The organism is Pseudoxanthomonas suwonensis 11-1 (assembly GCF_000185965.1).
Lineage (GTDB): Bacteria > Pseudomonadota > Gammaproteobacteria > Xanthomonadales > Xanthomonadaceae > Pseudoxanthomonas > Pseudoxanthomonas suwonensis_A.
The window spans coordinates 1,805,322-1,824,371 of record NC_014924.1; the positions used below are offsets into that span (position 1 = coordinate 1,805,322).

Below are 19,050 nucleotides of genomic sequence, written 5' to 3' on the forward strand. Positions count from 1 at the left end.
TCTGACACGTATGCCTGCCCCGGGTGTGCTTCGCTTACCCGGGCTACGGTGCCGCGGGCGCTCAAAGCCCCACGCCTCCGGAGAGCCGTTGGGACGGTTGGTAGCTAGCAGCTTGTTGAAATTCTCCCGCGCCAGAGCTTGCTTTCAAGCCCTCTGTTTGCGATATCGACCTCAGCCATAGTGGAGGGCGTGGGATGCGCGGTGCAGACGTCACTCAGGAATCGTTGTTCACGGTCGCCAAGCTCGCCGACTTCGTCCCGGCGGACCATCCGCTCCGATCCATTCGGGAGCTGGCCGATGAGGCGCTCAGGCGCATGAGCGGCCTGTTTTCGGCGCTGTACGCCGATACCGGCCGCGCCTCCATCGCGCCGGAGAAACTGATGCGGGCGCAGCTGCTGCAGCTGTTCTACTCGATCCGGAGCGAGCGGATGCTGATGGAGCAGCTCCACTACAACCTGCTGTTCCGCTGGTTCGTCGGTATCGCGATCGACGAGCCGGTCTGGGATCACTCCGTGTTCTCGAAGAACCGGGATCGCTTGAACGGAAACGAGGTGGCGAGCGAGTTTCTGGCCGAGGTGGTGCGGTTGGCGGAAAAGCGGGGCCTGATGTCGGACGAGCATTTCTCGGTCGACGGCACGCTGCTGCAGGCGTGGGCCTCGCACAAGAGCTTCCGTCCCAAGGATGGGACGCCGAAGGACCCACCGGGTGGTGGGCATCGCAACGCCCAGCCTGATTTCAAGGGTCAGAAGCGTCGCAACGACACGCACGAATCGGCCAGCGATCCGGACGCCAGGCTTTACCGCAAGGGCAATACCGGGGCGCAGCTGAGCTACCAGGCCCATGTGCTCATGGAGCATCGCAGCGGCCTGGTGCGTGCAGCGTGTGTCACGCAGGCCAGCGGCCATGGTGAGCGTGACGCGGCGTTGGCGATGCTTGGTTCGCTGCGCGGCCGACGACGGCGCACGCTGGCCGCGGACAAGGGGTACGACACGGCGGACTTCGTCGCGGGCTGTCGGGCCATGGGTATCACCCCGCACGTTGCGCAGAACACCTCGCACCGCCGCAGCGCCATCGATGGCCGCACTACCCGACACGCCGGGTATGCGATCAGCCTGCGGACGCGCGCCTGGATCGAAACGCACTTCGGATGGCTCAAGGCGGCTGCCGGAATGCGTCAGGTCAAGCAGCGCGGCCTTACGAAGGTCGAGGCGCTGTTTCAGCTGGCGATGGCGGCGAGCAACCTCGTCCGCCTGCCGAAGCTGATTGCCGCGGGGGCCGCGTGATGGCGGCCCCGGCGGGGAAGGTGCGCCTGGAAGCCCGAAAGCGGGCTTGTTTCAGAGCGCGGGACGCGCTTGCGGAGCGCTTGAGCAGCGAGAAATCCGCGCTGCCGACCGAGTCGGGGGCTTCGCCGGGTCGAATTTCAACAGGCTGCTAGGCGGGGTGTGGGTTCACGACACTCCTCCGCGCCTCCTCGCCGCAGCGCAGACGCAGCATGTAGCCCGGATAAGGCCGCAGGCCGCATCCGGGGATGAGGCCATGGCCAAGCCTCTGGTGATCTGACACGTTTGCCTATCCCGGGTGCGCTTCGCTTACCCGGGCTCCGGTGCCGCGGGCGCTCAAAGCTCCTCGCCGCGGGAGACTTAAGCAGTCAGTCGGTAGCCAAGCGGACTGAGTTCGCGACACTCGTCCGCGCCTCCTCACCGCGGCGCAGACACACCGCGTAGCCCGGATAAGGCCGAAGGCCGCATCCGGGGATGAGGCCGTGGCCAAGCCTCTCGCGATCTGACACGTATGCCTGTCCCGGGTGCGCTTCGCTTACCCGGGCTACACAGCCGCCTCCGTCTCCAGACGACGGCTTCTCTGCGGAAGCAGGAATCCGGTGACCTCGCCCCTGATACGCCCATCCGCTTTGGGGGCGCGTCGCGCCCTGCGCCGGGACGGCGGGACTTGGGAATGCGTAGCCCGGCCAAGGCCGAAGGCCGCATCCGGGAGAGCGCTCGAATTGCGTGGGGTCACACAGCGCTTGGGAACCGCCCGACTCCCCTACCCCTCTCGTGGGAGAGGGGTAGATCCATCAGCCAGGCACGTCGCGACGGCACCCGGCCGCGCGGATCAGAACTCCCGCGCGTACTGCAGGGTGGCCTGGCGGGCGTCGCCGCGGGGGCCGAAGCGCTGGTCGAGGCTGAAGCCGAGCTGGGAGCGCGGGCTGAGCCAGGTGCGGGCGGAGAAGCCGAACAGGCCGCCGGAGCGGGCCGGGTCGACCGAGGCCAGCGGCGACCAGGCTTCCAGGCCGACGAAGCTGGCCAGCGGCGTCAAGCCATCGCTGGACAGGGTCTGCTGCCATTCGGCGTGGCCCTGCAGGCGCCAGTTGCCGAGGTCGCCGAACGCTCGCAGGCCGGCCAGGGCCTGGCTGCGGTGGGCGTCGAGCGCGCCAGTGCGCAGGCCGAAGCCATTGGCGCCGTGCTCGCGGAAACCGTCGCTGTCGACTTCCGCATGCTCAACGCCCAGGTACGGCACCAGGCCGGCACCAGCGTGGCCGAAGCGCCAGCCGGTCTCGACCGCGGCCATGCGGAAGCTGCCGTCGTAGTCGGCATGCACGGCGTGGCGGCCGGCACCAGCGAGCAGTTCGCGGTCGGTCTGGCGCTGCCACTGGCCGCTGCCGAGCTGGCCGGACAGGTAGGCGTGTTCGCCCTGCAGGCCGAGATAGGCCTGGACCTGGGCCTGGCGCTCGCGGCTGCGGTCGGCAAGGCCGACGAAGCGGCTGTCGCCGCGGGTCTCGGCCACCGCCATGCCCGCGACCAGGTTGCCGTCCAGGCGCATGTCGTGGCCGGCCATCCAGCCGCGCACCTGGGCACCGCTGCCGCTGCTGGCCAGGTTCGCCGCACCCAGACCCTCGAACCAGCCGCCCGCATGGCGCGCGCCGCCGGCCAGGCGGTCCATGCGCCCGGACAGGGTGAAGCGGCCCATGTCCAGCGCATCGAAGGTCGCGGCCATGGCCGCGGCGTGCACTTCGCCGGACAGGCTGCGCAGCGAGTCGGCCGCACCCTGGGCGTCGGCAATACGCTGGAAGTCGCCGGCGATCTGGCTGAATCCGGCATCGATGGCGGCACCGCCGGTATCCAGCAGCGAGAACGCGGCCTCGATCCGGTTGGCCGCGCCCAGCGCATACGGGTTGGCGATGCCCAGCGAGCTGGCCGTCGCGGTGACATCGACGCGCCGCACGTCCAGCCACACGGAGTTGGCGCCGTACATCAGCGAGGCATCCAGGAACACGCCAGGGCCCGTGCCCAACCCGTCGAAACGGCCGGTGATGCCGCCGTCGGCGGTGATCACGTCCTCGCGCGCCTGGTAGACGTAGCCGGAGCGCACGCCGACCACCTGCACGTCGCCGCCTTCGATCGTCGCCTTGCCCCTGACGTCCAGGCCGCCGTAGCCAAGCATCAGTTCCAGGCGGCCGCCCTCCTGCTGGGTGTAGTCGCCATTTACGGTGAACACCGTCGCGTTGTCACCGACGCCATCCACCCGGACCACGCCGGCGTTGACCAGGTCCTTGCCAAGGAAGGCGGTGTCGACCAGGCGCCCGTTCGCACCCACGTACACATCCGAGCTGCCCAGGCCCGACGGCAGGCGCAGCGTGCCCTGCTCGACCCGCGTGTCGCCGGTGTACCTCAGGTAGCCGCCCAGCGTCAGCGTGCCGCTGCCGCGCTTGGTAAGGCCACCTTCACCGGTGATGTCGTTGCTCCAGGTGGACTCGCCGCTGAAGCTGACCTCGACGTCGCCCCAGTCGAACTTCCCGGGGCCGCCAAGCGCGGCGGCCACGTCCAGCAGGCCGTAGCCGAAGACCTCGTCCGGACCGGGGGCGCCGATGTCGGCGGCCGTGCCCAGCAGGGTCTGCCGCACCAGGTCGTTGTTGAAGTACGGGAACTTCTCCCACACCAGGGCCGCGGCGCCGGAGACCAGGGGCGCGGCATAGGAGGTACCGGCGCCGTAGTAGTACTTGATGTTGCCGGCGGTGCTGTCGTGGCCCGGGTACACCGCGGTGCCGGGCGCGGCCAGGCAGTAGTTCATCGCCACGCCGCAGGCGTTGGCGTAGTACGCGAGGGTGTGGGGCTGGGTGGTATCGACCGCGGTCACCGCCAGCCAGCCGCGTTCCAGGTCGGCGGCCGGGGTGGTGTTGTTGGGGCCGAGCTGGCTCGGCAGCGAGGCCATGTCGGTCGGCGTCTCGCGGCTCTCGTTGCCCGTGGCGAACACCACCAGGCCGTCGTGGTCATGGATGAAGAAGCGGTACTCGTCGGCGATGGCGGAGGTGGCGCGCGCGTCCTTCCAGTACAGGCCGCCCCAGGAGTTGTTCATGATCCGCATGCCACGCGCGACCAGGTCCTGGTGGATGCCCTTGACCCCGATCGCGCCGGTGACCTCGTTGCCCTGGCCCGAGCCGTCGTCCGTCGGCCGCTCGTCGTTGATGATGCGCGCCGACAGGATGGTCGCGCCCGGGGCGACGCCGCCGGGCCACTGGCCCACGGCGGCGCCGGCGGCCAGCAGGGCCACGGTGGTGCCATGGCCGACCACGTCATCGACCGAGGTGTTGTTCTTGCGCGGGTCGATATAGGTGAGGTTGGCCGCCACCCGCCCGGCCAGGCCGGGGTGGTTGCGGTTGACGCCGGTATCGATCACGCCGATGCGGTAGCCGGCGCCGGTGTAGCCGTCGCGGTAGGCCGCACCGCCGCGGATGACCGACAGGTGGTCGCCCATCCCGGGCTGTGCCAGGGGCGGTGGAGGTGGCGAGGTCGGCGGCGGCGGCGGAGGTGGCGGTGGCGGTGGCGGTGCCGTCGGCACGGTGGGACGGGTATTGCCCCCGCCTCCACCGCCACCGCAGGCGGCCAGCCCGCCGGCGAGCGTGGCGACGATCGCGATCGCCAGAAGTGAACGGGCCATGCCGGCCGCGTGTTGGTAGCCACTTCCCTGCATTGCGTTCTCCCCGAAACGTGGCGGTGCGCCGCCGGCTGCGTTTCCGGTTCTATACCGCAAGCCGCGCGCCTTGTCGCCTGCCAGGGTGGACGCTGGCGCACCCGTGCCCCCTGTGCCGATAATCGGGGCTCATCTCTTTGCGAGGCCCCCCATGTCCGACATCGTCATCGCCGCCGCCAAACGCACTGCCATCGGCTCCTTCCTGGGCCAGTTCAATGGCGTCCCCACCCCGACCCTCGGTGCTGCCGCGATCGCCGCCGCGCTGGAGCAGTCCGGCGTGCCCGCGTCCGACGTGTCGGAGGTGATCATGGGCTGCGTGCTGCCGGCCAACCTCGGCCAGGCCCCTGCACGCCAGGCGGCGCTGGCCGCCGGCCTGCCGACCTCGGCCGGCGCGACCACCATCAACAAGGTCTGCGGCTCGGGCATGAAGGCGATCATGCTGGGCCATGACCTGATCAAGGCCGGCTCGGCCTCGATCGTGGTCGCCGGCGGCATGGAGTCGATGAGCAACGCGCCGCACATGATCCCCAACTCGCGCACCGGCAACCGCTACGGCGGCTTCCAGGCGGTCGACCACATGGCGTGGGACGGCCTGACCAATCCGTACGACGGCCAGTCGATGGGCGTGTTCGCCGAGAAGACGGTCGAGAAGTACGGCTTCACCCGCGAGGAGCAGGACGCCTACGCGATCGAGTCGGTGAACCGCGCCCAGGCGGCGCTTGCCAATGGTGCGTTCGAGGGCGAGATCGTCCCGGTCAAGGTCGCCACCCGCAAGGGCGAGGTCGAGGTCGCCACCGACGAGCAGCCGGGCAAGTCCGACGTGGCCAAGATCCCGACCCTGCGTCCGGCGTTCAGGAAGGACGGCACGGTCACCGCGGCCAGCTCCTCGTCGATCTCCGACGGCGCCGCCGCCACCGTGCTGCTGTCGGCCGAGGAAGCCGCCCGCCGCGGGATCCAGCCGCTGGCGAAGATCGTCGGCCACTCCACCTTCTCGCACCAGCCGGAGTGGTTCACCACCGCCCCGGTGGGCGCGATCTCCAACCTGCTGGACAAGGTAGGCTGGTCGGTCGGTGACGTGGACCTGTTCGAGATCAACGAGGCGTTCGCCGTCGTGGCCATGGCCCCGATCCGCGACCTGGGCATTCCGCACGAGAAGATCAACGTCAATGGTGGCGCCTGCGCCTTGGGTCATCCGATCGGCGCGACCGGCGCGCGGCTGGTCGTGACCCTGGTCAATGCACTGCGCAAGCGCGGCCTGAAGAAGGGCGTGGCTGCGCTGTGCATCGGCGGAGGAGAGGCTACCGCTATCGCTCTGGAAATGCTGTAATCGTTTTTCACGAGCTCTTTACGAAACTCACCTGTTGCTGCTTGACAGCAGAAACGGGCTTGTCATCATGTTGGCGGCGCGCAACAGCGCGTTGCCCAAACTAACGACGAGGAATACCTAACATGAGCATCAACAAGCTGCTGATCGCCCTGGCCCTGGGTCTGGCCCTGGCTGCGTGCTCGAACTCCGAGCAGGCTCAGGACGCCGCCGCTGCCGCTGACACCGCCGCTGCCGAGGCCCAGGCTGCTGCCGACGCCGCTGCCGCCGAGGGCTCCGAGGCTGCCGACGCCGCCCAGATCGCTGCCGACTCGGCCGCTGCTGCTGCCGACACCGCTGCTGACGCCGCTGGCGCCGCTGCCGGCGCTGCGACCGACGAGGCCGCCGACGCTGCTGCCGACACCGCCGAGGCTGCTCAGGACGTTGCCGAGCAGGCTAAGGACGCTGCCGAAGAAGCCAAGAAGTAATAACGGCTTCCAGGTTGCACGAAAGGCCGCCGGGAAACCGGCGGCCTTTTTCTTTGCGCGGGATCCGGAAACTTCCTCCCGTCGCCCCGGTTTCTGGCGACGATTTACCCGACGGGAATCGCCCTGCACCTCTGTGTGTAAACGTTTACCGAAAAGCGCCGCGGGAGTTTCCCAGCAGACAAGCGCCGGATTCCGGATCCATTCCCGGGGCGCGTCGCCGTGGCTCTGCGCCGATGACGCCAACTGGAGTCGTCTGGCGCCCTCGAACCGGCGTGCCTCGCTGTTCCAGTCCTGCCTGATTGTGGTCGCTTTGGAACAGGCTGCAGCCCGTGCGGAAGGGCGACGCGGTTGGGACCGTTTCGCGCATAACCATCGTCCCTTGCACCTTCATTGCGCGGCAGGGACGACGCCGGCCCACAAAACTGAATAGGGAAATGAACGCCAGCTCAATAGGCCCAGCCTATTGCTGACTGACCGGTTCAGCGGTTCACAGCGTCCTGACTGGCTACGGGGAATGCTTCCGGCGCGCCAAACGGGCGCCATTCCCCGGAACAGGAGTCCAGCATGACCACCCGCAACCGCTTCCTGATGATCCCCGTCGCCGCCGCCCTCGCCTTCGGCATGGCCGCGTGCAACGACTCCTCGCGCCAGGAGGCCTCGGCCGCCGGCGACCACGCCGCCGCTGCCGGCGAGCACGCTGCTGCTGCCACCCGCGAGGCCGCGAGCAACGCCGCCCAGGAGACCCGCGAGGCCGCCGCCGAGGCCGAGGTTCGCGCCCGCGAGGCCAGCGAGCGCGCCGAGGCCGCCACCCGCGAGGCCGCCGCCGACGCTGCCGACGCCACCGCCAACGCTGCCGAGACCACCGCCGCCAAGGCCCGCGAGGCCGCGGCCGACGCCCGCACCGACAACGAGTGATCCATCCGGGCCGGCCGCCTCGCGGCCGGCCCTTGCTGCGGCGCCAGAAGGCGCAGGCGACGCGGTGGCTTATCCTCCGGGCACGCCTAACCGACGATTCCCATGCCCGTCCTCCGCAGCCAGATCGATACCCGCTCCCCCGGATTCCGCGAAAACGAAGCCCACCACCGGCAACTGGCCGAGGAACTCCACCGGCGCCTGCAACGGGCCGCCGAAGGTGGTGGCGAGAAAGCCCGCCAGCGCCACGTCGAACGCGGCAAGCTGCCGGTCCGCGAACGCATCGACACCCTGCTCGACCCCGGCTCGCCCTTCCTGGAAATCGCCCCGCTGGCCGCGGAGGAGATGTACGACGGCGCGGCGCCTGCCGCGGGCATGGTGTGCGGCATCGGCCGGGTGATGGGCCAGGAAGTGGTCATCGTCGCCAACGACGCCACGGTCAAGGGCGGCACCTACTTCCCGATGACGGTGAAGAAGCACCTGCGCGCGCAGGAGATTGCGCGCGAGAACAACCTGCCCTGCGTGTACCTGGTCGATTCCGGCGGCGCCTTCCTCCCGCTGCAGGACGAGGTGTTCCCGGACCGCGAGCACTTCGGCCGGATCTTCTACAACCAGGCGCGGATGAGCGCCGACAACATCCCGCAGGTCGCCGTGGTGATGGGCAGCTGCACCGCCGGCGGCGCCTACGTGCCGGCGATGTGCGACGAGAGCATCATCGTGCGCGATCAGGGCACGATCTTCCTCGGCGGCCCGCCGCTGGTGAAGGCAGCCACCGGCGAGGTGGTCGATGCCGAGGCGCTGGGCGGCGCCGACGTGCACACCTCGGTCTCCGGCGTGGCCGACCATTACGCCGAGGACGACCGCCATGCGCTGGAGATCGCGCGCGGCATCGTCGGCCACCTCAACCGCCGCAAGCAGCCCGCCGTGGCGTTGCGCGAGCCGCGCGAGCCGCTGTACCCGGCCGAGGAGCTCTACGGCCTGGTGCCGAAGGACACGCGCCGCCCGTTCGACATCCGCGAGGTGATCGCGCGCATCGTCGACGGCAGCGAGCTGGACGAGTTCAAGGCCCGCTACGGCAAGACCCTGGTCACCGGCTTCGCCCACGTGCACGGCTGCCCGGTGGGCATCGTCGCCAACAACGGCATCCTGTTCGGCGAGAGCGCGCTCAAGGGCGCGCACTTCATCGAGCTGTGCAACCAGCGCGGCATCCCACTGGTGTTCCTGCAGAACATCACCGGCTTCATGGTGGGCCGCAAGTACGAGAACGCCGGCATCGCCAAGGACGGGGCGAAGATGGTCACCGCCGTGGCCTGTTCCAGCGTGCCCAAGTTCACCGTGGTCATCGGCGGCAGCTTCGGCGCCGGCAACTACGCGATGTGCGGCCGCGCCTACGGCGCCCGCTTCCTGTGGATGTGGCCGAACGCGCGCATCAGCGTGATGGGCGGCGAACAGGCCGCCAGCGTGCTGGCCACCGTGCGCCGCGACGCGATCGAGGGCGGCGGCGGCCAGTGGAGCGCCGAGGACGAGGAGAGCTTCAAGGCCCCGGTGCGCGAGCAGTACGAGCACCAGGGCAGCCCCTGGTACGCCACCGCGCGGCTGTGGGACGACGGCATCATCGATCCGGCCGACACCCGCCGGGTGCTGGGCCTGGGCCTGTCGGCCTCGCTCAACGCGCCGATCGAGCCGGCACGCTTCGGCGTGTTCCGCATGTAACCGGGAGGACAGGCATGGCCGAGGCACGGGTATTGCTGGTCACCGGCGCCAGCCGCGGCATCGGTGCGGCCACCGCGACCCTGGCCGCCACACGCGGCTACACGGTGATGCTCAACTACCGCCGCGATGCCGAAGCAGCCGAATCCGTGGCCGAGGCCATCCGTGCCCAGGGCGGCCATGCCCTGGCGCTGCAGGCGGATGTCTCTGATCCCGCGCAGGTGGCCGCGCTGTTCGAGGGCATCGATGCGCGATTCGGCAGGCTCGACGCGCTGGTCAACAACGCCGGCGTGCTCGAGACCCAGGCGCGGCTGGAGGACCTGGATCCGTCCCGGGTCCAGCGCATATTCGCCACCAACCTGCTCGGTCCCCTGCTCTGCTGCCAGCAGGCGGTGCGACGCATGTCGACCCGGCATGGCGGCCGCGGCGGGGCCATCGTCAATGTCTCCTCGGTGGCCGCGCTCACCGGTTCGCCCGGCGAGTACGTGGACTACGCAGCGTCCAAGGGCGCGCTGGACACCATGACCCGCGGCCTGGCCCAGGAAGTGGCTCAGGAAGGCATCCGGGTCAACGGCGTGCGCCCCGGCTTCATCTACACGGACATGCATGCCGATGGCGGCGAGCCGGGCCGGGTCGACCGGGTCAAGGCGATGGTGCCGATGCGCCGCGGCGGCCAGGCCAGCGAGGTGGCCGAGGCCATCCTCTGGCTGCTGTCCGACCAGGCCTCCTACACGACCGGCGGTTTCATCGACGTGGCCGGCGGCCGCTGAAAAGGCGTGAAGTACCGCACGGTTCTGCTATGTTCGGCGGCGCTTTCCTAGAGGGGATCCCGCCGCATGCACCACCGTCCATCCGTCCTGCGACTGGCCGCCACCCTGCCCCTGCTGCTGGCCATGACCGCCTGCAGCGCCCAGGGCACGCCCGGGGCGTCCACCGCGCCTGCCGAGCCCGCCGCCGCTGCGCCCGAAGCCGCCAGCGACGCGGGCGCCGTCGCCACCGGCCAGTACCGCGACCTGTTCGCCGAGGCCGGCTACGACGCGGCCGCGGTGGAAGCGAAGGTCGAAGCCGCGTTCGCCCAGTTGTTCCACGGCGACCCGCGCAACCAGGCCGTGTACTACCCGTCCGGCAGCAACGACAACGGTCCCAAGGCCTACATCCACGACGTCAACAGCAACGACGTGCGCTCGGAGGGCATGTCCTACGGGATGATGATCGCGGTGCAGCTGGACCGTAAGGCCGAGTTCGACGCGATCTGGAACTGGGCCATGACCCACATGTACCACGCCGACCCGAAGCATCCGGCGCATGGCTACTTCGCCTGGTCGGTGCGCACCGATGGCACCGCCATCGACCAGATGCCCGCACCCGATGGCGAGGAGTACTTCATCACCGCGCTGTACTTCGCCTCCGCGCGCTGGGGCGATGGCGAGGGCATCTACGACTACCGCGCCTGGGCCGACCGCATCCTCAGCGACGTCCTCCACCGCGAGGCGATCACCGGCCCCACCTCGACCGCGAAGAAGGCCACCGCGATCAACCTGTTCGACAAGGACGCGAAGATGGTCCGCTTCACGCCGGACCTGGGCAACTCGGCGCATACCGACGCCTCTTACCACCTGCCCGCGTTCTACGAGGTCTGGGCGCGCGTGGGGCCGGAAGCCGACCGCGCGTTCTGGCGCGAGGCGGCGCAGGTCAGCCGCGACTACTTCGTGCGTGCCACCCATCCGGAGACCGGCCTGACCCCGGACTACGGCAACTTCGACGGCACGCCGTGGGCGGCGCCGTGGCGCGCCGAATCGGCGGACTTCCGCTACGACGCCTGGCGTACCGCGATGAACTGGTCGATGGACTGGTCCTGGTGGCGCGCCGATCCGCGCCAGGTGGAGCTGAGCAACCGCCTGCAGGGCTTCTTCCTGCGCCAGGGGCTGGACCGCTACGTCAGCCTGTACACGCTGGACGGCAAGCCCCTTGGCGGCGGCCAGACCACCGGCCTGGTGTCGATGAACGCGACCGCCTCGCTGGCCGCCGACCATCCGCGCAGCCTGGAGTTCGTGCGCGAGCTGTGGAAGCAGCCGGTGCCCGAAGGCCACCACCGCTATTACGACGGCATGCTCTACATGATGGCCCTGCTCCACTGCAGCGGCCGCTACAAGGCCTGGCTGCCGGAAGGCACGGCGAACTGACCATTACCAGCAACCGGAAAACAGGAACGGGCGCCGAGGCGCCCGTTTCCTTTTGCAGCGTTGCTGGCCGCGCTTAGCGGCGCGGCGGCTCCGGTCCGCAGTTGTCGCAGCCGCCGCAGGCACCACCATTCCCGCTGGCCGGCGGCGCGACCACCCGCGCAACGCGGCGCATCCACGCCGGCCTGCCATCGCGCACCAGCGGCGCGGCGATGGCGATGCGCACGCGACGCACGGTGCCGGGGAACTGGCGGCGCAGGAACATCCACAGCGCCAGCAGCACCACCAGTCCAACGATCACGTACTGCAACCACAGCGGCATGGTGCCTCCTCCTCAACCCGCGCCCAGGCGGATGGCGACCTGGTAGGTCAGCATCGCGGCCAGGTAGGCCAGCGCGAACAGGTAGCCGGCGGCGATGGCCATGGTCTTCCACGAGCCGGTCTCGCGCTTGATCGCCGCCCAGGTGGCGATGCACTGCGGGGCGTAGATGAACCACACCAGCAGGGCCAGGCCGGTGGCCAGCGACCAGCCATCCGAGATCAACGGGGTCAGCGCCTGCGCCGCGGCCTCGTCGTCGGCCGCCGACAGCGCGTACACCGTGGCCAGCGAGGACACCGCCACTTCGCGCGCGGCCAGGCCCGGGATCAGGGCGATGCAGATCTGCCAGTTGAAGCCCAGCGGCGCGAACACCACCGACAGCGCATGGCCGATGCGGCCGGCCAGGCTGTAGTCGATCGCCGGCATGGTCGCGTCGACGGGGGCCGCCGGGAAGTTCAGCAGCACCCACAGCAGCACGGTCAGGGCGAAGATGATGCCGCCCACGCGCTTGAGGAAGATCACCGCGCGCTCCCACAGGCCGATGGCCAGGTCGCGCGGGTTGGGCAGGCGGTAGGACGGCAGCTCCAGCAGCAGCGGATGCTCGCCCTTGTCGCGGCGCCACTTCTTCATCACGAACGACACCGCCAGCGCGCTGAGGATGCCGGCCATGTACAGGCCGAACAGCACCAGGCCCTGCAGGTTGAACCCGCCCCAGACCTCGCGCGAGGGAATGAACGCACCGATCAGCAGGGCGTACACCGGCAGCCGCGCCGAGCAGGTCATCAGCGGCGCGACCAGGATCGTGGTGAGGCGGTCGCGCGGATCCTGGATGCTGCGGGTGGCCATGATGCCGGGGATGGCGCAGGCGAAGGACGACAGCAGCGGGATGAAGGAACGCCCGGACAGGCCGGCGCCGGCCATCATCCGGTCCAGCAGGAAGGCCGCGCGCGGCAGGTAGCCGGATTCCTCCAGGGCCAGGATGAAGGCGAACAGCACCAGGATCTGCGGCAGGAACACGATCACCCCGCCGAGGCCGGCGATGATGCCGTCGACCACCAGGCTGGCAAGCGGCCCTTCGCTCATGCGCGCGCCGACCCACTCGCCCAGCGCACCGGCGCCGGCATCAATCAGGTCCATCACCGGCGTGGCCCAGGCGTACACCGCCTGGAAGATCAGGAACATCACCACGGCCAGGGTCAGCAGGCCGAAGACCGGATGCAGCAGCCAGCGGTCCAGGGCGTCGTCGATCTTCGCGGTGCGCTCCGGCATCGACACGGTCGCCGCCAGCAGGCGCCGGGTCTCGGCGTGCAGGTCGGCGTCCTCGGCCAGCTGCGCGGCCGGCGGCTGCGGATGGGCGGCGGTGCGGTCGATCAGCTCAAGCAGCTCGCGCGCGCCATTGCGGCGCACGGCCACGGTCTCGACCACCGGCACGCCCAGCTCGCGCTCCAGCGCGTCGCGGTCGATCACGATGCCGCGGCGCTGGGCGGCGTCGCTCATGTTCAGTGCCACCACCATCGGCCGGCCCATCTGCCGCACCTCGAGCACGAAGCGCAGGTGCAGGCGCAGGTTGGTGGCATCGACCACGCACACCAGCATGTCCGGCGCCGGCTCGCCCGGGTAGAAACCGCGGCACAGGTCGCGGGTGATCGCCTCGTCCAGGCTGGCCGGGTTGAGGCTGTAGGCGCCGGGCAGGTCCAGCACCGCATAGCTGCGGCCGGACGGGGTGACCAGGCGGCCTTCCTTGCGCTCGACGGTCACGCCGGCGTAGTTGGCGACCTTCTGCCGGCTGCCGGTGAGCTGGTTGAACAGTGCCGTCTTGCCGCAGTTGGGGTTGCCCAGCAGTGCCAGGCGCAGGCTCGCTTCCTGGACGCTCATGCCGCCTCCGCGCCCGCCGAGACCTCCACCCGGACCCGCGCCGCTTCCTCGCGGCGCAGGGCGAACCGGGTATAGCCGACCTGCACCAGCAGCGGCTCGCCGCCCACCGGACCGCGCGCGACCACCTGCACCGGCTCGCCGGCGACGAAGCCAAGTTCGCGCAGGCGGCGGGCAATGGCGTCGTTCGGGTGGCGATCCTCGACCGAGGTGACTGCGACGGGGGTGCGCAGCGGCAGATCTGACAGCAGCACGATGGCTCCAGACAATCAAGAATTGTTCTCAATTGTAGCCCATCAGCGGCAGGTGAAGGTTTCCCGCGAGCCGGTACGCCGCGCTGCGTCATGGCCCCGCACGGGCTGACCGTTATCATCCGAAACGGTTTTCCCCCGGAGCCATCATGGCCGAACCGCTGCTGATCCAACCGGCCGGCCCCGTGCTGCGCCTGCGCCTGAACCGGCCCCACCTGCACAACGCTTTCGACGCCGGGCTGATCGCGGCGCTGACGGGCGCGCTGGAGCAGGCCGGCGCCGACCCGGCCGTCCGCGTGGTGGTGCTGGAGGGCGAAGGCGCCTCGTTCTCGGCGGGCGCGGACCTGAACTGGATGCGTGGCATGGCCGCCGCCAGCGAGCAGGAGAACCGCGAGGATGCCCTTGCTCTCGCCCGCCTGATGCGCAGCCTGGACGAACTGCCCCGCCCCACCCTGGCCCGCGTGCACGGCCCGGCGTTCGGTGGTGGCGTCGGCCTGGTGGCCTGCTGCGATATCGCCATCGGCACGCCCAAGGCGCGCTTCGGCCTGACCGAAAGCCGTCTGGGCCTGCTGCCGGCGGTGATCTCGCCCTATGTGATTGCCGCCATCGGCCCGCGCCAGGCCCGGCGCTGGTTCGCCACCGCCGAACATTTCGACGCGGAAGCCGCACTGCACATGGGCCTGCTGCATGCGGTCGTGCCCGAGGAAGAGCTTGATGCCGCCGTGCAGGCGCAGCTGGACCTCCTGCTGAAGGCCGGCCCGATTGCCGCGGCCTCGGCCAAGCAGCTGGTGCGCCGGGTGATGGCCGGAGGTACGGCCGAGGCCCTGGATGCCGACAACGCCGCGCTGATCGCCGCGCTGCGGGTTTCGCCCGAGGGCCAGGAAGGCCTGGCCGCGTTCCTCGGCAAGCGCGCGCCGGCCTGGACCGGCAGCAAGGATTGAGTTCCGCGCGCCGGCCGCCCGTGGCGCCGGCTTCGCGGAGTGACCGTGTTCCAACCGCGCGCCCCGCGCCGCGGTTCCCACCTGGACCAGACATGCCAGCAAGCCCGATGTTCGAGCGCATCCTCATTGCCAACCGCGGCGAGATCGCCTGCCGCGTGATCCGCACCTGCCGCCGGCTCGGGATCGGGACCGTCGCCGTGTATTCGGAGGCCGACGCCGGTGCCCTGCACGTGCGCCTGGCCGACCATGCCGTCTGCATTGGTGCGGCGGTCCCGAGCGAGAGCTACCTGCGCGGCGAGGCGGTGATCGAGGCCGCGCTGCGCACGGGCGCCCAGGCCATCCATCCCGGCTACGGCTTCCTTTCGGAGAATGCCGGCTTCGCCGAGGCTGTTGCGGCGGCGGGGCTGGTGTTCATCGGCCCGCCGGCCTCGGCCATGCAGCGCATGGGCAGCAAGGCTGGCGCCAAGCAGCTGATGGCCGCCGCCGGGGTGCCGGTGGTGCCCGGCTACAACGGCGAGGACCAGTCGGCCGCGACCCTGGCCGCCGAGGCACGGCGCACCGGCTTCCCGCTGATGGTCAAGGCCGCGCACGGTGGCGGCGGCAAGGGCATGCGCGTGGTGCACGCGCCGGAGGACTTCGCCGCCGCGCTGGAAAGCTGCCAGCGCGAAGCCCGCAATGCCTTCGGCCGCGACCGCGTGCTGCTGGAGCGCTATGTACGCTCGCCGCGGCATATCGAGATCCAGGTGTTCGCCGACAGCCATGGCCAGGTGATCCACCTCAACGAGCGCGAGTGCTCGGCCCAGCGCCGCTACCAGAAGGTGCTGGAGGAAGCGCCCTCGCCGTTCCTGACCCCGCAACTGCGTGCGGCGATGGGCGAGGCGGCGGTCGCCGCGGCGCGCGCGATCGGCTACGTCAACGCCGGCACCGTGGAGTTCATCGTCGATCCCGACGGCAACTTCTACTTCATGGAGATCAATACCCGGTTGCAGGTCGAGCACCCGGTCACCGAGATGGTCACCGGGCTGGACCTGGTCGAGTGGCAGCTGCGGGTGGCCGCGGGCGAGCCTCTGCCGCTGCAGCAGTCGCAGGTGCCGCAGCGCGGGCATGCGATCGAGGTGCGGCTGTACGCGGAGGATCCGGATTCGGGCTTCCTGCCGGCCTCCGGCACCCTGCGCACCCTGGCCCTGCCCTCGCCTTCGGACCACGTGCGGATCGATACGGGGGTCGAACAGGGCGATACGGTCAGCGTGTTCTACGACCCGATGATCGCCAAGCTGATCGTCCACGATGTCGACCGCCCCAGCGCGCTGGCAACCTTGCGCGCGGCGCTGGCCGAATGCCATGTCGCCGGGCTGAAGACCAATATCGGTTTCCTCGAGGCGCTTACGCGGCATCCGGCCGTGGTCGAGGGCCGGATCGACACGGGCTACCTGGACCTGCACCTGGAGGAGTTCCTGCACGGTGCCGCGGCCGCAAGCGGCGCCGGGCTGGCGACCGCTGCAATGGCCTTCCTCCTGCGCGCCCAGCAGGAAGAGGCCGCGCGTGCGTCAGCCGGCAGCGATCCTTATTCGCCGTGGGCCCTGGCCGATGGCTGGCGCCTGCATGGGCGCGCGGCGCGGCAGCTGCGCCTGCGCTGCGGCGACGGCGTGCACGAGGTGCTGGCGCGCGGCCATGGCGGCGACTGGCAGCTGCTCATCGATGGCCAGGAACACGGCGTCAGCGGCGCGCGCAGCCATGGCGACCGGCTCGAGCTGCTGCTGGACGGCGCAGGGCGCCGCGCCCGCATGCGCTTCGATGGCGACACCCTGGAGCTGCATGACGGCCACCGCCGGCTGCAGCTGCAGCGCATGGCCAATGAGCGTGCCGGCGGCGACGAGACGGCTGGCGACGGCCAGGTGCGGGCACCGATGCCCGGCCGCGTGGTGGTGGTCCGGGTCGACGCCGGCCAGCAGGTCGAGGCCGGCGCCGAGCTGCTGGTGATGGAGGCGATGAAGATGGAGCTGTCGGTCAAGGCGCCGCGTGCCGGCACGGTCGCCGCGCTGCGCGCCGTCGCCGGCGATTTCGTCGAGGCCGAGGCGGTACTGGTGGTGGTCGGCGACGCGGCGGAGGCGGCATGAGCGACTTCGTCCGCATCGTCGAGGTCGCCCCGCGCGACGGCCTGCAGAACGAGTCGGCGATGGTCGCCACCGCGGACAAGATCGCGCTGGTGGACCGGCTCTCGGCCACCGGCCTGCGCGGCATCGAGGCCACCAGCTTCGTCAGCCCGAAATGGGTACCGCAGCTGGCGGACGCGGCCGAGGTGATGGCAGGGATCGAACGCCAGCCGGGCATCTCCTATCCGGTGCTGGTGCCCAACCTGCAGGGATACGAACGCGCGCGTGCCGCGGGCGCGGACGAGGTGGCGGTGTTCACCGCCGCGTCGGAGGCGTTCAACAGGAAGAACATCAATGCCTCGATCGACGAGTCGATCGAGCGCTTCATGCCAGTGCTCGAACGTGCCCGCGCGGACGGCGTGCGGGTGCGCGGCTACGTTTCCACCGTGCTTGGTTGTCCCTACCAGGGCGAGGTGCCGCTGGCCGACGTGGTGCGCGTGGCCCGGCGCCTGCATGAGCTCGGCTGCCATGAGATATCGCTGGGCGACACGATTGGCGTCGGTACGCCGCGCAAGGCGCGCGAAATGTTGCTGGCGGTTGCGGCGGAGGTGCCGATGCAGGCGTTGGCGGTGCACTTCCACGACACCTTCGGCCAGGCCCTGGCCAATGTCGCCGCCTGCATCGAAGCCGGCGTGCGCGTGGCCGACTCCGCGGTCGCCGGCACCGGCGGCTGCCCGTATGCGCGTGGCGCCAGCGGCAACCTGGCCAGCGAGGACCTGGTGTACATGCTGCATGGCATGGGGCTGGAGACCGGGGTGGACCTCGAGGCGCTGGCGGAGACGGGACGCTGGCTGGCTGGCGTCCTGGGACGTACGACCGGCAGCAAGGTCGGACGGGCGATGGCGCCCCAGCAAGACCTGGCGTAGGCCGGACAAGGCCCGAGGCCCCATCCGGGGCCAGCACAGGCACCAACGCGATCAGCCGGCCGTACCTGCTCGCCAGTCCTCTCCCTACTCCCCTGTTCCGCAGGGAGCGCGGAGCCCCGGGTGCGCTTACCCGGGCTACGCAGCCTGCCCGTCCCCCTCCCGCACGGAGAGCAACGCGTAGCCCGGATAAGGCCGCAGGCCGCATCCGGGGTGACTGCCACTCCGCAGCGTCGCCCATGCACAGTCCCGCGATAACCCCGCAGCGCGTGGCGACACGGCTGACCACACGCCCGCGCCACCGCGCTGCAGCGGCGAGCTGCGCTCCGCTAGTCCGGGCTACGTGCCAGTCGAGGCCTGCGGGCCCTGCAGGCGCGAATCCCAGCTCTCGGTCTGGCGCTGTTCGAGGCGGCGTTCGAAGGTGCGTTGCCAGGAGCCGCCCAGCGGCAGCTTGAGCGCGCCGCGCAGCTCGTCCTGGTCGAGGGTGCGGCGGTACAGCAGGTCCATCAGCCGCGGCAGCGGCCAGTCCGCATGCGGGCGTTCGAGCAGCACGAGGTCGTCGCCGGCCTGCACCTGGCCTGTCTCGATGACCCGGTAGTACCAGCCGCTGCGGCCGCTGTCCTGGACACGGCGGGCCATGTCGGCGATGCCGAAGCGGTCCGACAGCTTCCAGCACGGCTGCCGGCCCTGCGCCACCTCGACCACGGCGGTGCCCAGGCGCAGGCGGTCGCCGAGGCAGATGTCGGCCTCGGTGATGCCGGTGGTGCTGATGTTCTCGCCGAATGCGCCGGGACCCTGCAGCAAGGGATGCGCGCCGATCTCGGCGATCCAGGACACGTAGTGGTCCCGCGCGTAGTGATGGATGGCCTTGTCCGGACCGCCATGCACGCGGCGGTCGCCCTGCTCGTCGCCTTGCAGGCCCTCGGGACCTACCGCGGCCGGTCCCTGCCGCGGCCGCTTGGCGATGGCGCTATGGCTGCCAGGCCGCGAATACGGGACGACCGTGCCCGTCAGCACGGCCTCGATCCTGGCGATGACCTGGCCGCTCACGGGCCCACCACCGCGGCAAGGCAACGGCGATGGGCGCGTG

At 70.4% G+C, this 19,050-nt stretch carries 15 protein-coding genes; 10 read left to right on the plus strand and 5 right to left on the minus strand.

The features are described 5' to 3' along the window. Window positions 1-194: 194 nt before the first annotated feature. Window positions 195-1,283 (plus strand): IS5 family transposase, encoded by a 1,089-nt coding sequence (locus tag PSESU_RS08210; RefSeq protein ID WP_013535305.1) that lies wholly within the window; start codon window positions 195-197, stop codon window positions 1,281-1,283. Window positions 1,284-2,112: 829 nt separating this feature from the next. Here the strand turns inward: PSESU_RS08210 and PSESU_RS08215 are convergent. Further along, window positions 2,113-4,935 carry an autotransporter serine protease gene (locus PSESU_RS08215; RefSeq protein ID WP_041764019.1) on the minus strand — a complete coding sequence of 941 codons (2,823 nt, stop codon included), beginning with the start codon at window positions 4,933-4,935 and terminating at the stop codon, window positions 2,113-2,115. 184 nt (window positions 4,936-5,119) lie between these two features. Here PSESU_RS08215 and PSESU_RS08220 point away from each other — a divergent pair, with 184 nt between their 5' ends. The 6 genes from PSESU_RS08220 to PSESU_RS08245 all read left to right on the plus strand — a co-directional run bounded on the left by PSESU_RS08220 (window position 5,120) and on the right by PSESU_RS08245 (window position 11,564). Beyond that, entirely contained in the window at window positions 5,120-6,295 is a 1,176-nt protein-coding gene (locus PSESU_RS08220) for a thiolase family protein (RefSeq protein ID WP_013535307.1), read from the plus strand. 122 nt (window positions 6,296-6,417) lie between these two features. Continuing rightward, window positions 6,418-6,759: a hypothetical protein gene (locus tag PSESU_RS08225; RefSeq protein ID WP_013535308.1), complete on the plus strand. Its 342-nt coding sequence runs from the start codon at window positions 6,418-6,420 to the stop codon at window positions 6,757-6,759. 564 nt (window positions 6,760-7,323) lie between these two features. Further along, window positions 7,324-7,674 carry a hypothetical protein gene (locus PSESU_RS08230; RefSeq protein WP_013535309.1) on the plus strand — a complete coding sequence of 117 codons (351 nt, stop codon included), beginning with the start codon at window positions 7,324-7,326 and terminating at the stop codon, window positions 7,672-7,674. A gap of 102 nt (window positions 7,675-7,776) precedes the next feature. After that, on the plus strand, window positions 7,777-9,384 hold the full coding sequence (locus PSESU_RS08235) for a carboxyl transferase domain-containing protein (RefSeq protein ID WP_013535310.1): 1,608 nt from the start codon (window positions 7,777-7,779) through the stop codon (window positions 9,382-9,384). Window positions 9,385-9,398: 14 nt separating this feature from the next. Beyond that, window positions 9,399-10,151, plus strand: coding sequence for an SDR family oxidoreductase (locus tag PSESU_RS08240; RefSeq protein ID WP_013535311.1), 753 nt, complete (start codon window positions 9,399-9,401; stop codon window positions 10,149-10,151). A gap of 66 nt (window positions 10,152-10,217) precedes the next feature. Beyond that, window positions 10,218-11,564: a glycosyl hydrolase family 8 gene (locus PSESU_RS08245; protein WP_013535312.1), complete on the plus strand. Its 1,347-nt coding sequence runs from the start codon at window positions 10,218-10,220 to the stop codon at window positions 11,562-11,564. A gap of 73 nt (window positions 11,565-11,637) precedes the next feature. Here the strand turns inward: PSESU_RS08245 and PSESU_RS08250 are convergent, their stop codons facing one another. From PSESU_RS08250 to PSESU_RS08260, 3 genes are read right to left on the minus strand one after another with little or no spacing between them, the layout of a single operon-like run. Continuing rightward, window positions 11,638-11,883 carry a DUF6587 family protein gene (locus PSESU_RS08250; protein WP_013535313.1) on the minus strand — a complete coding sequence of 82 codons (246 nt, stop codon included), beginning with the start codon at window positions 11,881-11,883 and terminating at the stop codon, window positions 11,638-11,640. A 12-nt stretch (window positions 11,884-11,895) separates the two neighbouring features. Next, entirely contained in the window at window positions 11,896-13,755 is a 1,860-nt protein-coding gene (gene feoB / locus PSESU_RS08255; RefSeq protein WP_013535314.1) for a ferrous iron transporter B, read from the minus strand. After that, window positions 13,752-14,006, minus strand: coding sequence for a FeoA family protein (locus PSESU_RS08260; protein ID WP_013535315.1), 255 nt, complete (start codon window positions 14,004-14,006; stop codon window positions 13,752-13,754). The genes feoB and PSESU_RS08260 overlap by 4 nt, the downstream gene beginning before the upstream one ends. Window positions 14,007-14,152: 146 nt before the next feature. Here PSESU_RS08260 and PSESU_RS08265 point away from each other — a divergent pair, with 146 nt between their 5' ends. From PSESU_RS08265 to PSESU_RS08275, 3 genes are all read left to right on the plus strand, one after another. Continuing rightward, complete coding sequence (locus tag PSESU_RS08265; RefSeq protein WP_013535316.1) at window positions 14,153-14,944, plus strand: enoyl-CoA hydratase-related protein; 792 nt, start codon at window positions 14,153-14,155, stop codon at window positions 14,942-14,944. Window positions 14,945-15,051: 107 nt separating this feature from the next. Beyond that, window positions 15,052-17,061 carry an acetyl/propionyl/methylcrotonyl-CoA carboxylase subunit alpha gene (locus PSESU_RS08270; protein WP_041764022.1) on the plus strand — a complete coding sequence of 670 codons (2,010 nt, stop codon included), beginning with the start codon at window positions 15,052-15,054 and terminating at the stop codon, window positions 17,059-17,061. Further along, the gene (locus tag PSESU_RS08275) at window positions 17,058-17,963 is read left to right on the plus strand and encodes a hydroxymethylglutaryl-CoA lyase (RefSeq protein WP_013535318.1); all 906 of its coding nucleotides are present in this window, start codon (window positions 17,058-17,060) and stop codon (window positions 17,961-17,963) included. The genes PSESU_RS08270 and PSESU_RS08275 overlap by 4 nt, the downstream gene beginning before the upstream one ends. A 336-nt stretch (window positions 17,964-18,299) precedes the next feature. Here PSESU_RS08275 and PSESU_RS08280 read toward each other — a convergent pair whose 3' ends face one another. Continuing rightward, window positions 18,300-19,010, minus strand: coding sequence for an MOSC domain-containing protein (locus PSESU_RS08280; protein WP_013535319.1), 711 nt, complete (start codon window positions 19,008-19,010; stop codon window positions 18,300-18,302). Between the last annotated feature and the right edge of the window lie 40 nt (window positions 19,011-19,050).